We start from the raw sequence: 15,441 nt of genomic DNA, 5'->3' as shown, positions 1-15,441 counted from the left end.
ATCCACCCCCACACCCCCGCGAGCTAACTAACCAAAAAAGATTTTTCCTGGTTGGGGGTTTGCCGGGGTTTTGTAGGCATACTGTACTGCTTCTGGGCGGGGATCAAAACTACCTGGCGAACGTTTTCTGATAAACTCTTAATGAAATGTAAAAAAACGATTTAGCACATCCCATGAATATTTTGGTGGTTGGGGCGACGGGAACCCTAGGGCGGCAGGTGGTGCGGCGGGCCTTGCAGGAAGGACATCGGGTGCGTTGTTTGGTGCGGACGTTGCCCAAAGCGACGTTTTTGCGGGAGTGGGGGGCAGAACTGGTGCTTGGGAATCTCTGTCGCCCGGAAACCCTACCGGCGGCGCTGGCGGGGATGGACGTGGTGGTGGATGCGGCGACGGCCCGGCCTACGGATGGGATTGGCATTCGCGAGGTGGATTGGCAGGGCAAGGTGCGTCTGGTGCAGGCGATGGTGCAAGCGGGGGTGAAACGGCTGCTCTTTTTTTCCATCCTGGGTTGCGAGCGCTATCCCCATGTGCCCCTGATGAGTGTCAAGGCGGCCACCGAGGCTTTTTTGGCAGAAGCAGGTTTGGATTACACCATTTTGGCGCCAGCGGGTTTTTTTCAAGGGTTGATCGGCCAGTTTGCCATTCCCATTTTGGAGGAGCAATCCGTGTGGCTGACGGGCACCTCGACGGCGGTGGCCTATATGGATACCCAGGATGTGGCGCGGGTGGCGCTGCGCTGTCTGGAGGTGCCAAGTACGATTGGGCAGAAACTGCCGGTGGTGGGTCCCAAGGCGTGGACGTCGGAAGAAATCATTGCCCTGTGTGAACGGCTCAGCGGCAAAACGGCCCGGGTGGTGCGGGTGCCTTTGGGGGTGTTGACCGCGACCCGCCAGGTGCTGCGGGGGTTTCAGTGGACCTGGAATATCGCCGACCGTTTGGCGTTTGCCGCCGTGCTGGCCGGGGGGGACACCCTGACTGCGGACATGACGGCGGTTTATGCCCAGTTGGGGTTATCGCCAGCAGAAACCGGCACCTTGGAGAATTATTTGGCGGAATATTTCAGCCGCATTTTGCAGAAACTCAAAGAACGCAACTATGAATTGGACCGGCAAAAACGCCAAGAACAGGAAAAACGCCAACGCCGCCGTTCCGTCAAAACATCCGCCAAAACCGGCAGTTAACATCTGGACTTTATTTTCTTTCTCCTATAATCCCTTATTACAACCGGGCAGGGGTCGTGGTGGGTAAAATTGGCATTATTTATAACGATGGCAAACCGGAGGCAGAACGCGCCGTCCGGGAATTACAGGCAATTTTGGCGCAGCGGGGACGGCAGGTCTGCGTGGCGACCGGGGTAGGGGGACTGCTCGGCTATGCCCAACCGGAGAGTCCGGTGTGCCATACCCCGATAGAGTGGCTGATCCCGCCGGGGTTTGATGCCGATGTGGAATTCACGATTGTTTTGGGGGGGGATGGCACGGTACTGGCTGCCAATCGCCAGTGCGCGCCCTTGGGCATTCCATTGCTCACCGTGAACACGGGGCATTTGGGGTTTCTCACCGAAACTTACTTGGAATGTTTGCCCACGGCTTTGGATGCGGTCTTAAGCGGCGACTATCAGGTGGAAGAGCGCACGACGTTGGCCGTCCAGGTATGGCAGGGCAGCGCGCGGATTTGGGAGGCACTGGCGCTCAATGAAGTGGTTTTGCACCGGGAACCCCTGGCCAAGCTCTGCCATTTTGAGGTGCAGGTGGGCAATCACGTGGCGGTGGATATTCCCGCCGATGGGGTGATTGTCTCTACGCCCACGGGTTCAACCGCCTATGCCCTGTCCGCGGGCGGGCCGGTGTTGTCGCCGGGGGTGGCGGCTCTTTTGCTGATCCCGATTTGTCCCCACTCCTTGGCTTCGCGGGCCTTGGTGTTTGACGACCAGGAACAGGTGCAGATTGTGGCGGCCAACGAGTCCCGGCTGGTGTTGGTGGCCGATGGGAATGCTGGGTGTTACGTCCAACCGGGGCATCACGTCACCGTGGCGCGTTCTCCCTATCCCGCCCGCTTTGTCCGTTTGCGCCCGCCGGAATTTTTCCATCTGCTGCGGCAAAAATTGGGCTGGGGCTTGCCCCACCAGGCCAAACCCAAAGCGCCTTGACGTCAGCACGCTCCCAAAGTTTGGGTCAAAAAGGTCGGCACCCCTTCGCACGGCAAGGGACGGCTAAACCAGTACCCTTGCGCCAAAGGACAGCCCAACCGTTGCAGCCACCGCCATTGCATCTCCGACTCCACTCCTTCGGCCACCACCGTTAGCCCCAGACTGGTTCCCAACTGGACCATCGCCGTAACGATCGTCTGCGCCCGTAACCCCATGCCCCGCAAAAACGAACGGTCAATTTTGAGGTACTGAATCGGCAGATCGTGCAGGCGTGCCAGAGAAGAATACCCCGTGCCAAAATCGTCCAAGGCCACCCACACCCCCAATTCCCGCAACCGCAATAGCGTCGCCTGGGTCGCTGCCATGTCTCCCACCAACACCCCTTCGGTAATTTCCAGCACCAATTGCTCCGGCCGTGAGCCGTTGGCTTGCAACGCCTGCGCCACCGTCGGGACAAACTCCGGGTCGGTCAACTGCACCGGCGCCACATTCACATGCATACGGAAACCGGCGGGTAAATCCCAGCGCGCCTGCCACTGGGCCAACTGCGCCACCGCCTGCTCCAGTACCCACCGTCCCAAGGGCACCATCAAGCCATTGGCCTCCGCCAAAGGGATAAACTCCCCCGGCCCCAGCAACCCCCAACTGGGATGTTGCCAGCGCACCAAGGCCTCAAACCCCACCAGCAACCCGGTCGCCACCGCCACCACCGGCTGATAATGTAGGACGAATTGCTGATGTCGCAAGGCCAAAGCCAAATCGTAGGTGCGCCCCTGCACTTGGGTGATCTCCGGTTCTTCCTGCATGTCCAATATCTCCTGCTCCACCGTCATCACCACCGCCCGCACATCTGGGTCGGCCAACCGATTCACCAGCGCCACCTGCACCGTCACCCATTGACCGGTGGCATTCCGCAGCGAACACCGTCCCCAAATGGTCACCTCCGGGTGGGCTAACGCCCGTTGCCACAGCACCCTCATACCCACATGCTCCCGCGGGTGCACATAATCCCACCAACACTGCCCGACCAACTGCACCCCCCCTTGCCCCAAAATCAGTCGCCATTGCCCACAGGCGGCTAGCACGACCCCAGCCTCGTTGAGCAGTAAAGCGGTTTCACCTGTTAATGAATGGGACAGCATATAGGTAAATTCGTGTGCGCATCCAAATAGTGATCTCAATCACAACCAAAAAAACCGAAAACACTCAAATCGAGGATTGAAGACGCTTAAGAACCTCCAGAATGTAAACAATTATTAATCCTACCAAGAATATAACAGGAATTGGCCGCAGCCACACCTGTAAAAATGCCTAAGTTGGCATCAGCAGCTTCCGTAAATACGCCCCCATTTAACCTGGAGTTAACTTGGCAATCCCTCTACCCAACCGCCAAAGTTCTGCAAAAACGCTCTACCATCTGAGTAGTCTCGCTGGTGATATTACTTTTATCATTACTGTATTAATTATTACTATCATTACTGTATTAATTATTACATTTACTCATTACGTCGAGGGATTAACTATTACCCAAAAACTGGGTCTTAGGCCCTGCCCTAATGCCTCCGGCACGCTGTGCTGCAAAGGGAACCAGGGAGCAATCCCGCATGCTATGGCTTCGCCACCTGGGAAGGGGAAAGTAGTTCTCACCAAAAACAAGAATCCCTGTCCTTTTGCGGAGCGTGGGGTAGCCATCCCACGCCTAGAGGGCAGAGGGATGGTTGTAGGCACAGAAATATCTGGTGCATTTTTCCGAAATCCACGCTGGCAATCGGCATGGGATGGCGAGCTGCTATCCTGTGGGTTTTGGTTGGCGGTTATCTGGGCGGGGAGGGGGTGTTCTGCCGCAGTTCCACCAGGGGTGCTTGGGGGTCGCTAAGGTCAATGGCGGCGATGCGATGCCGCGGCACTTGCCGGGGCAGGTTGCGCAGGCGGTCGAGGGTGGCCAATTGTTCTGGCAACTGGTGCACATCTCCCCCCAGCCGAATGACCCCCAATTCCGTGTGCAGACGAATATCTCCCGGATTGGCCCAGTCAATCGCTGTGACCTGCACGGGACTGGCTGCCACCGCTTGATAGACCGGCGGCCACAGGGATTTTTGGGTGGGATGCCAACCGGTTACCTGCAAGGCGGGGTAGCGCTGGCGTTGCCGGAGGACGGGGGCATATTCGGCGCTAAGTTGATTGCCCTCCGGGTCGAGAAACCCCTGAATGGGACTGGTGCAAGCCTGGGTGCAGACCAACACAGCCACGGGTTGGCGTTCCCGCACCCACACTTCGACCCGACTGGGAAAGCCCTGGCGACGTACTCGCACCTGCGCCACCATCGGTTGCTGGACCAGTTTGGCAGTGAGGGCGGTAGGAGACAGTTGCCACAGCAGTTGCGGCTGTTTGAAATCCAACCATGCCCGTACCTTGGCTTCACTCAGCAAGCCTTCGGTGCGAATGGCAATTTGTTGGGGGTCGCGAATCTGCCACACCGGATGCACCAACACCCAACCGAGCCCCAGCGTGGTTGCGGCGCTGGCTAGGGTTTGCCAAAGTTCTCGCCAAAAGCGCCGTTGCCGCTCCCGACGCATCTGTTGCCGCCGCTGGCGAAAGTCCACAAGTTCTGGGGAGGTTTGCATTGGGGGTTATGACGGCCTAATTGTATTATCTAATCTTTCTAATTAATTTCGCGGTGATGTATGGCTATTGGCAAGACGTGATGTCTGGGCTGTGCTTAGGTTGAAGCGGCGATCAACATTTTGGCGCTCGGTTTACGTACTGTGGGGCACACAGAAACTTACGCCTGTGCAGCGGTGGCCGCTACTCAGCTTCTGGCGACAGGGGTTGGGCAAGCCGCCTCGTTGAAGCAGGAAGCTCCCTCGGTGACGGTGGAATCCCCTTCCTGAGGGCAGCGAAGGGAGGGAAAGATGTCAATCAATAATTTTTTTTTAACTTGTCAATAATTTTTAACTTGGATTACGGAGCCGTTCGGTTCACAATAGGTAGGGATACTCAAGCCGAGTCCCCATTCCGTTCCTGCCGAGTCATGTACAGTCTTTTTGCGGGTGCTCTGAAGGTCGAGCGGCTCACGGTGGCCATGCGGGGGTTGCCGTCGGCGTTGGCGGGTCTGCGGCTGGTGCAGCTTTCCGATTTGCATTTTGACGGTCTGCGGTTGAGTCCGTCCCTGTTGCGGCAGGCGTTGGCGGCGACCCAGGCAGCGCAACCGGATTTGGTGGTGCTCACAGGGGATTACATTACGGATGACCCGCGCCCGATGGGGGAATTGTGCCGGTATTTGCGGGAAATACGGGCGACTTATGGGGTTTATGCGGTGCTGGGCAACCACGATATTGAATGGCCGCAGGCGCGGCAGGTGGTGACCGAGGCGTTGACCCAGGCGGGAATTCAGGTGTTGTGGAACCAGGTGGTTTATCCGGTGGGGCCGGGGTTGGCGGTGGTGGGGCTGGCGGATTTTTGGTCTAAGGAATTTCGTCCGGCACCGGTGTTCCAGAGCATCCCCCCGGAGGTGCCGCGTCTGGTGTTGTCCCACAATCCCGATAGCGCCGAGGTGTTGCAACGGTGGCGGGTGGATTTGCAATTGTCGGGCCACACGCACGGGGGGCAGGTGGTGATTCCGGGGTTGGGGCCTTTGCCTGCCTGTACCCGCACCTGGTTCCAACGGATGCCCCGCTGGTTGCGGCGGCGGATTCCTTCGCCGTTGTTCAACCAAAACTGCGACCGGGTGATTGTGCATTGGGAATGGAGCGAGGGTTTGCATCAGGTGGGGGCCAATCAACTGTATGTGAACCGGGGGTTGGGCACTTATCTCCCAGGGCGTTTGGGGTGTCCCCCAGAGGTCACAGTGATTACCCTCACGCCTGCGACGGAACCACTGGCACCGGCACCATGGGAACAGCCGGTTTTAGAACCTTCGCCCAGTTGAGCCGACTGTTGGGTAAAGGGGCATGGCAAAGTCTTGAATGAGGGGGAAGCAGGCACCTTGTGCAAACCCCCTTGCAGGTCAATCGGTTGGTGAATGAATGGCTGCAAAATCAGTACTTCGTAGGTTGCATTGCAGTTGTGCAGAACTCTGCAACAAAAGGTCATCAATCCGCGTCAGGCAAAATGCTTAATGAGAAAGTTTTTTGTTTGTTTTTATAGCAGTTAAGCGAGCATGCAGTGCCGCAATAAGGGACTGTGTAGGGGCGTCTGGACAGCGCCTTTACAAGGCCGTTTGTGGACTGCGTAAGAATCCCCTGACTTCAGGCGCTAGGAGTGTCAATTCTGGGAGATAGCCCATTTGCAGCAGTAAATCCCAGCAGGCCAGGGGATGGGATTAGAGCAGGAACTTGTGCCTAGGGAATTTCATCGGCAAAACTCTGCACCCGTACAAATTGAAACGGGCCGGCAATGGCACCCCACACTTGGGCATCGGTTTCTGGGTCGCGCCCGCGGTCTATGCTGATAAATTCCCGTTCGTTGATGGTAAATTCGCTGTCGAGGTAGGTTTTTTTGCCCCGCCGTTCCACCAAACACTGTTTGCCGGGAGCGACTTTGCCATGAAAACTGCGGCCATCCCAGGTGACGATCATGTTGCAACCGGGCAGGGGACGCAGGTGATCCCGCGTTAGCGCGGCCAGGCGTTCCTTTTGCCGGGCCGCCCCGTAAAATTGGGCTTCATCGGCGACTGCATAATTGACAATTTCCAAGTGGTCGGCCACGGTCACCACGTGCAACACCCGCACCCGATAGGGATGGTGGAGTTCGTAGTCATAGGCCTGTTCGACGTATAAACTCAAGCCGTCTAGCAAGGACCAGGGCAGGGGGCGCATACACACCCGGATATGGGCAAAAAAGGGGGGATTTTCCAGGGCTTGGGCTTGGTTGCTAAAGTCGGCGGCCAGCCAGCGGGCGAGGGTTTTTTGGTCAGTGGCGTGGGTCATCGCACAAGTTCATCCCTTACCAGGAACGCCAAGCAAAGTTAGGATTATTGTAGGGTCTGCAAGGGGCGCACGGGTGATCGTCGATCCAAATTGGCGGCTGTGGCTGAGTTGGTTGGCTGTTCTGTTGGTGCTCAGCAGTTTGGGGTGGGGCGGGCTGGCGCGGGGATTGTCGTTCCTGCTGTTGCTGTTTGTGCTGACACCGGCGTTGGTGACCCTGGGGCTGCGTTGGTGGTTGCGACGGCAGTTGGTGGCGGCGTCCTGTCCGGTGTGTGGTTTTGCGTTCCAGGGCGTGCTGCGCACCCAGACCCAATGCCCCCGCTGCGGGGAACGTCTCCAGGTCACGCCGAAGGGGTTTGTGCGGCTGACACCGCCGGGGATTGTGGATGTGGAGGCGGTGGAAATTCCCGAATCCCAAAATTGAGGTGAGCGATGACCCTCCAGGAACTGCGCCAGGTGCAACGGCAAGCCGGGGCCGTCTTTCACCCGGACGGCTATCCCCTCACCTTTGGCCGGGAACAGGAAGCCGATGCCGAGCGGCTGGTCGTTCTGGACCGCAGCCACTGGGGACGCCTGCGGCTGTTGGGGGCCGACCGCATCCGCTATTGGCACAACCAAAGCACCAACAACATTCAGGCGTTGGCGGTGGGGCAAGGCTGTGATACGGTGCTGGTTACGGCCACCGGGCGCACCTTGGATTTGGTCACCACCTACGTGGAACCGGAATGGTTGACGCTGATTATTTCGCCGGCGGCCCGCGCTACCATTCCCCAGTGGCTAGAAAAATATATTTTTTTTGCTGACCAGGTGACGGTGGCGGATCACACGGACACGACGGTGCTGTTTACCCTGTTGGGGCAGGCAGCGACGCCGGTTATTGAGGCGCTGGGGGCCGCTGCTTTGGTGGGGCAACCCACGGGCACCCACACCACGGTTCTGTGGCAGGGCAACCCGGTGTTGGTGGCGGTGGGCACGGGCTTGGCGCACCCTGGCTATACCCTCATGGCGCCCGTGAGCATCGCTGTTACCCTCTGGAACTGGTTGACCCACCAAGGGGCGATTCCCTGGGGGGACCAGGCCTGGGAATGGCTGCGCATTGCCCAGGGCCGACCGGCGGTGGGGGCCGAATTGACGTCCGATTACAACCCCCTGGAAGCGGGACTTTGGCAGGCGGTTTCCTTCCAAAAAGGCTGCTATATCGGGCAAGAAACCCTGGCGCGGCTGAACACCTACCAAGGGGTCAAACAACAACTCTGGGGTCTGGTCATGACCGCTCCGGCCGCGCCGGGCACTCCCTTGCGGGTCAACGGGGAAAAAGTCGGGCAACTCACCAGCTATACCCATTACTTTGGCCGGGAGCATCGGGGTTTGGGCTATCTCCGCACCAAAGCCGGGGGCGCCGGACTTACGGTGGACGTGGCCGGACAGCCGGCGCAGGTGGTGGATATTCCCTTGGCGCACCGGGGCTACCTATCCCAACGCCAGGGGTAACTGGGCGGAGCCGGGGATGGGCGGGGCCAACCCCTCTGGCTCGGTACCGGCCAACAACGCCTGGGCCGCCAGAAGCAAATCGGCTTTTAAGGGCTGTAACTCCTCGTTTTCGTCAACATATTGGGCCAAGACGGTCAGCGGGTCGAGGGCTTGACGCAAATCCAACTGGGTCACCCGCTGCCGGGGCTGCTCCGCCGTCAATTCCGCTTCTATCGTGTAGCTGTGGGCCGTCGCCAATGCCGCCTGTAGGGGAGCCAAATGAATCTGTTGCGTTTGTTCCGGTTTCAGACGGTAGATTAGGCGCACAATACTATCGGCAATCGGCGTTCTCTGAATCTGGGCCAACAATTCCGCCTGCGGGTCAGCAGCGGCAGTCACATCGGCGCGAATCGTGACCATCCGGCGGGTCGGCAGCGGGCAAAATTCAAAGTGGGTTGCTGTTGGGGTAATGTCAATCAAAACGTAGCCTTTGGCCTCGTTTTCCTCGCTAAAATCCACCCGTTCGATACTCCCGGCATAGACCACCGGCGGGTGACGGTGCAACACCTGATGGCGATGCACATGCCCCAAGGCCACATAGCGAAAACAGGGCTGCGCCAACAGCGATAAAGGCACCGTCAAGGTTTTGCCCGCCGAAAGCAACCGTTCCGCCCCAAAGCTGGCCTGATCCACCATCACATGCGCTGCCAAAATCGCCGGCAGATTCGCATCCAAATTGATCAGTTCTCCCTCCAGCGCCGCCCGCAACCGTTGCAACAACAACTCATTAATTTGGGTCATGGACATTCCCTGGGTTTCCGGTTTGGTTAACAGCATCGAACGGGTAATCCAGGGCAAGGTAACAATCTGGATCGCCCCTTGGCGGGTGGATAGGGTATGGGTTGCCAGGGATTCCCCCACGATCACCCCCGGCACCTGCAACGCCCGGTAAATGGATAGGGACGCCCCCCCCTCACCCTGGGTATGTTGATCGTGATTGCCGACCAACAACACCACCGGAATCCCCGCCGTCACCAAACGCAAAAATTGCTGGGCAAACAACTCCTGCAACAGAGGCGGCGGCGTCGCATCGGGAAAGGCATCGCCGGTAAACAACACCACATCCACCGGTAAATCCAAGGCCCGGTCAATACACAACTGCAACGCCCGATGCACATCCTCTACCCGCGTATTCAAACCCGTATCGGGATTGAGGCGCCCGTGATTTTGGCCGCTTCCCAAATGAATATCCGAAAGGTGCAGAATGCGTATGCCCATTGCCCAAACAATTGCTCCCCCATCCCACAAAATTGTGCCAATTTAACGCCAAAATCCCCCCCTCCCCCTATTTATTATTGTATCGCAAGCGCAACTCCTACACGCCCAGTCGGTCAACATGGCATGGGAAGGACTTGCGCGATTCACTGCAATGGCCCCCTAGGTCCCAGATGCGGGACAAAATTTCTGCTGCTTGTTCATGCGATCCTGGATTGCTTACCCCATTTAGGTCACCAAACATGGCGCGTTGGGATGGGCAACGACAAGGGGCAATGTTTCTGGTTGGCCCCTGGGCTGGGCTACCCTAAAGGAGGACTCTGCGGGCGGAACCCTACCTATGGCGACTTTGGCGTTCAACGGTGTCCTGTTTCCCCAGGTGGAGGGGGTGATTTGGGACAAAGACGGCACGCTGGCCGATACCTTGGAGTACTGGCGGCAGGTGGGGGAACGGCGGGTGCGCCTGCTGGATGCAGCCATCCCAGGGATCGGGACACCGCTGGCGGCCGCCTTTGGCCTGGGCAACGGCACCATCGCGCCGGGGGGATTGTTGGCCACTGGCAGTCGCTACGAGAATGAAATTGCGGCGGCGGCTTACATTGCCGAGCGCGGGCGGGATTGGCAGAATGCTTTGGCGTTGGCGCAAGCGATTTTTCGCCAGGCGGATCAGGAATCCCCCCAAATTACCAGCATTCCCTTGCGACTCGGGGGGCGGGAAGTGTTGACCCAACTGGCGCAGGCGGGCTACAAACAGGCCATTCTCTCGGCGGATGTCTCTGCCAATGTCCAGGGCTTTGTCCGGCACAACCGCTTGGACACCCTGCTGGCTTACTACACCGGCATTGATACCGGACCGACCAAACCCCACCCAGAACCCCTCTACAAAACCTGCGCCGCCTTGGGGTTAAGGCCAGAGCAGGTGGTGATGGTGGGGGATTCGCCCGTAGATATGGAAATGGCACGCCAGGCCGGTTGCGCCGGAGCCATTGCAGTCAGTTGGGGATTTCATCCCCAAGAGAGGTTGGCGGCCTTGGCAGACGTGGTGATTACCGACTGGAACCAGATTCAAGTGTTAGGGTGAAGGAATACTGCCAATGCGATGGGGCGGCCAAAACCGCACGGCAGCGCGGCCAATGATATTCTTGCGGGGCACAAAACCCCAAAAATGGCTATCGAAACTGTGGTTGCGGTTATCTCCCAGCACCAGGTAATGGTTGGGGGGCACCACCACCGGGCCGTATTCATAATCGGGAGCCGCCGCCAAATAGGGTTCTGGCAAGGGTTTGCCGTTGATAAAAACCGTCCCTTTTCGCACCCTGACCTCCTCCCCCGGCAGGCCCACAATGCGCTTGATAAACGCCTCGCGAAACCCCTGGGCTTTCAGGGCTTCTGTGGGTTGAAAAACTACGATTTCTCCCCGCAGCGGGTCGCGAAATTCGTAGGTTAATTTGTCAATGATCAACCGGTCGTTGACCGCCAGGGTGGGCAGCATGGATTCCGAGGGAATATAGCGCGCTTCCGCCACAAAGGTACGAATTCCAAAAGCAAGCAGGACACTCACCCCGATGGTTTTGCCCCACTCAACCGCAGCATTTTCTTCGGTGGGTTGAGACCCGGGCCGAGACCGATGTTTGTCCACTTTGGTCATAGTTCCCAAACAGGCATACCACTGCCATTAATGAATGTAGCGCATCCTGCTCCCCTCAAAACTGCTAAGCCAGGGGGCGATACACCCGGTAGTTGATATGAGGAAAGATGTTGTCGATTTGTTCCAGTTGGGTCAGCCATTCCCGGTCAATTTTCCCCGCCTTGATCTCCTCGTACAAGCGGTTGAGCCGTTGCAGGTGCGAACGGGTACGCCGCACGGCATAGGGGACCATCGTCCCTGTGCGCATGATAAACGCCCAATCCGACGACTGCGCCAACAGCAACTCCCGCGCCGCCTGGTTGAGCGCCCGCCATTCCCATTCATCCTGGGGTTCCCGCTGGCTGAGTTCAATCATCCGCTCGGTGGCCTTGTGCAGGTGGGGATAAATCCACGCATTCGTCTCATTGAGCCAATACTCGTGAAACCCCTTGTACCCCCAACTGGACTGGGCAGGACGGCACACCTGCTGGGTGGGATGGCGGCGCAAATAGTCGCTCAAATGAATCATCTCATACACATCCTGGTCGTAGTAGGACTTGCGGAATAGGAAGTCCAAAAACCAGGGTCCCTCGTACCACCAGTGGCCGTATAGCTCCGCATCGTAAGGGGCAGTCACAATCGGGGGACGCTGCATCAGTTCCGCCAAATGTCCAATCTGCTGCGTGCGGTTGTACATAAAATTCGCTGCGTGTTCCGCCGCTTTTTCCTTGGCCCAGTAGGGGTCATAAAGCGCCTTATCCGACAAACTGCTATTGCGGTGGGTAATGCGGTGGTACTTGATCCCCACATTTTTGCGCTGGCCGTTGGGCATGATGTAGGGCTTGATGTACTCGTAGTCCGCTTCCCAGCCAATATCCTTGTAGAATTCCCGGTACACCGGGTCCCCCGGATAACCCACTTCGGACGACCACACCTGCTGCGAGGTTTCGTGGTCCCGCGCAAACGCCGCCACCCCTGTTTCCGTAAACACCGGCGCATAGGTGCCGTAGCGAGGCCGGGGCCGGGCGTAGAGCAACCCATGCCCATCGCAGATGAAATAGCGAATCCCCACATCCGCCAACATCCGTTCCAGCCCTTCGTAGTAGGCGCACTCCGGTAGCCAGATGCCCCGGGGTGGACGGCCAAAATGCTCCTGGTAATGTTCCACCGCCACCTGCAACTGCGCCCACACCGCCTGGGGATACATCTGCATCAGGGGCAAATAGCCATGGGTGGCGCCGCAAGTAATGATGTCGAGGTTATTCGTATCTTGAAATTGCTTAAAGGCGGCCACCAAATCCCCGTCGTAATCTTCCCAGGTCTGCCGAATCAGGTTGAATTCCCGGGCGTAGTGTTCCGCCAGGTAGCGAATATGGCCGTTGTACTGATTGTGTTCAACCTCCAACTCCGCCAATTCTTCTAATTTGGCCAAGTATGCATCATAGCGTTCCTGCAACAGGGGGTCACGCAACATCTGCACCAAAGGCGGGGTCAGACTCATGGTCAGTTGGAAATCAATCCCGTCCCGTTTGAGCCCCTCAAACACCCGAATCAGGGGAATATAGGTTTCTGTAATGGCTTCGTACAGCCATTCCTCTTCCAGAACGTAATCGCTTTCCGGATGGCGGACAAAGGGCAGGTGAGCGTGTAGTACAAGCGCTAGATAGCCAATAGCCATGCGGGAACCCAAAATATCGCCACTATCCTAGAATTTTCCCATACTTTGGGCCGGACGGACCGACCCCTTGGTCGCAAAGGCTGTTTCCTTTGAGGGCAGCAGTTGTTTTTTCATTGTAAAAAAAGGACTGGCAATGGCATGGATGTGAGGTCGGGCAAACCCGTCGAGGAACCCTGCTATGATGCGAAATGATCCTAAATGGGCATCTCCCCATGAGTTTATTTGATTGGTTTGCCAACCGTCCCAAGGCTGCCCCTTTGAGCCAGGAGCACCAACAGCGGGAAATTGCTGATGGCCTGTGGACCAAATGCCTGGCCTGTGGGGCTTTGACCTACACCAAAGATTTACATTTGAATAACAAAGTCTGCCCGGAATGCGGCTACCATCACCCGGTCAAAAGCCATGAACGGCTCAAGCAATTGCTGGATGCGGATACCTGGCAACCCCGGAATGAACACCTGACCGCCTGTGACCCGTTGCATTTTGTAGACCGCAAGCCCTACAGCGAACGTCTGCGGGAAATGCAACTGAAAACCGGGTTGAACGATGCCATCCAAACGGGGTTCGGCAAAATTGAAGAGCAGCCTGTGGCCCTGGGGGTGATGGATTTTGACTTCATGGGCGGCAGCATGGGTTCGGTGGTGGGGGAAAAAATTACCCGCCTGGTGGAAGAGGCCACCCAAGCCCGCTTGCCTGTGATTTTGATTTGCGCTTCCGGGGGGGCCCGGATGCAAGAGGGGATGCTGAGTTTGATGCAGATGGCCAAAACCGCGGCGGCGTTGGGACGCCATCGGCAGGCCAATTTGCTTTACATCAGCGTCCTGACCCATCCGACCACCGGCGGCGTGACAGCCAGTTTTGCCATGTTGGGGGATTTGATTCTGGCCGAACCCAAGGCGCTCATTGGCTTTGCCGGACGGCGGGTGATCGAACAAACCCTGCGGGAAAAACTACCTGAGAATTTCCAAACCGCCGAATACCTGTTGCAACACGGGTTTGTGGATATGATTGTGCCCCGCACCCGCCTGCGCAGTACCCTGGCGCGCCTTTTGCGCCTGCATACCCCCACGCCCGTACCCGTAGGACAGCGGTATGTGACCCCCGGATTCCTGTTAAGCTAAAAGGTGCTGCTGTGTTGGGCGTACTGAGGAGAATTATGGTCAGAACCTGCCTGTGGCTGTTACTGAGCGCCTGGCTGTGCCTGGGCTGGACCCTGCCTGTTTGGGCGGTGGAATTGGATGCGGCGACCCGTACCGTGCCCCTAAATGATAAGGGTGATGTCGTCACCTTGAGCCTGCAAGAAGTCCAACGGGGCAAACGCTTATTCAACGCCAAGTGTGCCACGTGCCATGCGGGGGGCATTACCAAAACCAACCCGGTGGTGGGGCTAGACCCAGAATCTTTGGCCTTGGCCACCCCGCCCCGCAATAACCTGGAGGCGCTGGTGGACTACCTGAAAAACCCCACCAGTTATGACGGCTTGACTTCGATTGCGGAAGTGCATCCCAGTTTGGCCAGTGCCGACCTTTACCCCAAGATGCGGGATTTGACCGAAGATGACCTGTATGCCATTGCCGGGCATATTCTGATTCAGCCGAAAGTGCGGGGGGTCAAGTGGGGCGGCGGCAAAGTGCATTACTAATGGGGGCACTCCTGCTGGCGTGGGTGGTGTGGACCTGGCTCCTGCCGCCTGCTTGGGCTGCCCGGATTGACCCCTACGTGCGCCGTTATCTCCAGGTGGCCCAGCCAGTGCAACTGCCGGCGGATGCCCAGGGAACCCAGCAAGCGTTTACGGCCTTAGACCTCAGCGCGGGCAAGCAGTTGTTTGAACGCAACTGTATCAATTGCCATGTCGGGGGAGCCACCCTGCCGAACCCCCGGGTCTCCCTATCTCTGGCGGATTTACGGGGCGCCTTCCCCCCCCGGGACAACATCCAGGCATTGGTGGAATTTATCCGCGCCCCGAAAAACTATAGTGGGACGGAAGACAGCTATACCTGTAGGGCCTTGCCCCCCACCAGCGCCAGCGATGGGGAAGTAGCACAACTGGCGGCCTTTATCCTGCAAGCGGCCCACGTGGCTCCCGGTTGGGGCAGCAAGGAGTTTTAGCTAATCCGCCGTTCGCGCAAGCGGGACGTAGTCCTTGAAGCCCCGCTCTGTACCCATAGGGTCAGAGTCGGGATGAAAGGCGGGGGTGTTCTGATCTTCGATATATTGCCGCAGAACAGAGACAGTTACTCCCCCGCATGAAGCAATAAAATACGATTCATTCCACAAGACATCTTTCCAGTAAATTTTGTCAATATATTGCCTAAAC

Annotated in this window: 16 protein-coding genes; 9 read left to right on the top strand and 7 right to left on the bottom strand. The window is 57.8% G+C overall.

Annotated elements, in window-relative coordinates:
• Positions 1–173 precede the first annotated feature (173 nt).
• Together ACWISF_RS05595 and ACWISF_RS05590 are read left to right on the top strand one after the other, a co-directional pair.
• Positions 174–1,181: an NAD(P)H-binding protein gene (locus tag ACWISF_RS05595; RefSeq protein WP_448380611.1), complete on the top strand. Its 1,008-nt coding sequence runs from the start codon at positions 174–176 to the stop codon at positions 1,179–1,181.
• A 59-nt stretch (positions 1,182–1,240) separates the two neighbouring features.
• Entirely contained in the window at positions 1,241–2,149 is a 909-nt protein-coding gene (locus ACWISF_RS05590; RefSeq protein ID WP_448380612.1) for an NAD(+) kinase, read from the top strand.
• Between the two features lie 2 nt (positions 2,150–2,151).
• Here the strand turns inward: ACWISF_RS05590 and ACWISF_RS05585 are convergent, their stop codons facing one another.
• Entirely contained in the window at positions 2,152–3,291 is a 1,140-nt protein-coding gene (locus tag ACWISF_RS05585; protein WP_448380610.1) for an EAL domain-containing protein, read from the bottom strand.
• 672 nt (positions 3,292–3,963) lie between these two features.
• On the bottom strand, positions 3,964–4,752 hold the full coding sequence (locus ACWISF_RS05580) for a cell division protein FtsQ/DivIB (protein ID WP_448380609.1): 789 nt from the start codon (positions 4,750–4,752) through the stop codon (positions 3,964–3,966).
• A 428-nt stretch (positions 4,753–5,180) separates the two neighbouring features.
• Between ACWISF_RS05580 and ACWISF_RS05575 the strand changes: the two genes are divergently transcribed.
• The gene (locus tag ACWISF_RS05575) at positions 5,181–6,077 is read left to right on the top strand and encodes a metallophosphoesterase (RefSeq protein ID WP_448380608.1); all 897 of its coding nucleotides are present in this window, start codon (positions 5,181–5,183) and stop codon (positions 6,075–6,077) included.
• Positions 6,078–6,489: 412 nt separating this feature from the next.
• Here ACWISF_RS05575 and ACWISF_RS05570 read toward each other — a convergent pair whose 3' ends face one another.
• On the bottom strand, positions 6,490–7,077 hold the full coding sequence (locus ACWISF_RS05570) for a CpcT/CpeT family chromophore lyase (protein WP_448380607.1): 588 nt from the start codon (positions 7,075–7,077) through the stop codon (positions 6,490–6,492).
• Between the two features lie 73 nt (positions 7,078–7,150).
• Here ACWISF_RS05570 and ACWISF_RS05565 point away from each other — a divergent pair, with 73 nt between their 5' ends.
• Positions 7,151–7,498, top strand: a complete 348-nt coding sequence (locus tag ACWISF_RS05565) for a hypothetical protein (protein ID WP_448380606.1) — start codon at positions 7,151–7,153, stop codon at positions 7,496–7,498.
• An 8-nt stretch (positions 7,499–7,506) separates the two neighbouring features.
• Positions 7,507–8,565 (top strand): CAF17-like 4Fe-4S cluster assembly/insertion protein YgfZ, encoded by a 1,059-nt coding sequence (gene ygfZ, locus ACWISF_RS05560; protein ID WP_448380605.1) that lies wholly within the window; start codon positions 7,507–7,509, stop codon positions 8,563–8,565.
• Here the strand turns inward: ygfZ and sbcD are convergent.
• The gene (gene sbcD / locus ACWISF_RS05555; RefSeq protein ID WP_448380604.1) at positions 8,545–9,822 is read right to left on the bottom strand and encodes an exonuclease subunit SbcD; all 1,278 of its coding nucleotides are present in this window, start codon (positions 9,820–9,822) and stop codon (positions 8,545–8,547) included. The two genes, ygfZ and sbcD, sit on opposite strands and share 21 nt — an antisense overlap.
• 337 nt (positions 9,823–10,159) lie before the next feature.
• On the opposite strand from sbcD, the gene ACWISF_RS05550 reads away from it, so the two are divergent.
• A complete protein-coding gene (locus ACWISF_RS05550; RefSeq protein WP_448380603.1) occupies positions 10,160–10,900 on the top strand; it encodes an HAD family hydrolase in 741 nt (246 codons plus the stop codon).
• Here ACWISF_RS05550 and lepB read toward each other — a convergent pair.
• Positions 10,892–11,467 carry a signal peptidase I gene (gene lepB, locus ACWISF_RS05545; protein ID WP_448380602.1) on the bottom strand — a complete coding sequence of 192 codons (576 nt, stop codon included), beginning with the start codon at positions 11,465–11,467 and terminating at the stop codon, positions 10,892–10,894. The two genes, ACWISF_RS05550 and lepB, sit on opposite strands and share 9 nt — an antisense overlap.
• A gap of 64 nt (positions 11,468–11,531) precedes the next feature.
• Positions 11,532–13,124 (bottom strand): glycoside hydrolase family 57 protein, encoded by a 1,593-nt coding sequence (locus ACWISF_RS05540; RefSeq protein WP_448380601.1) that lies wholly within the window; start codon positions 13,122–13,124, stop codon positions 11,532–11,534.
• 212 nt (positions 13,125–13,336) lie between these two features.
• Between ACWISF_RS05540 and accD the strand changes: the two genes are divergently transcribed.
• Genes accD through psbV2 form a run of 3 tightly spaced genes read left to right on the top strand, consistent with a single transcriptional unit; the run spans position 13,337 to position 15,233 of the window.
• Complete coding sequence (accD, locus tag ACWISF_RS05535; protein WP_448380600.1) at positions 13,337–14,245, top strand: acetyl-CoA carboxylase, carboxyltransferase subunit beta; 909 nt, start codon at positions 13,337–13,339, stop codon at positions 14,243–14,245.
• Between the two features lie 35 nt (positions 14,246–14,280).
• Positions 14,281–14,766: a photosystem II cytochrome c-550 gene (psbV, locus tag ACWISF_RS05530; RefSeq protein ID WP_448380599.1), complete on the top strand. Its 486-nt coding sequence runs from the start codon at positions 14,281–14,283 to the stop codon at positions 14,764–14,766.
• Positions 14,766–15,233 carry a photosystem II cytochrome PsbV2 gene (gene psbV2 / locus ACWISF_RS05525; protein ID WP_448380598.1) on the top strand — a complete coding sequence of 156 codons (468 nt, stop codon included), beginning with the start codon at positions 14,766–14,768 and terminating at the stop codon, positions 15,231–15,233. The genes psbV and psbV2 overlap by 1 nt, the downstream gene beginning before the upstream one ends.
• Here psbV2 and ACWISF_RS05520 read toward each other — a convergent pair.
• A partial coding sequence (locus tag ACWISF_RS05520) for a transposase (RefSeq protein ID WP_448380597.1) occupies positions 15,234–15,441 on the bottom strand: 208 nt, incomplete at its 5' end.

It is taken from the genome of Gloeomargarita sp., from assembly GCF_053491055.1.
The sequence above is the reverse complement of the archived record's forward strand: the minus strand, read 5'-3'. Positions and strand labels throughout refer to the sequence as shown.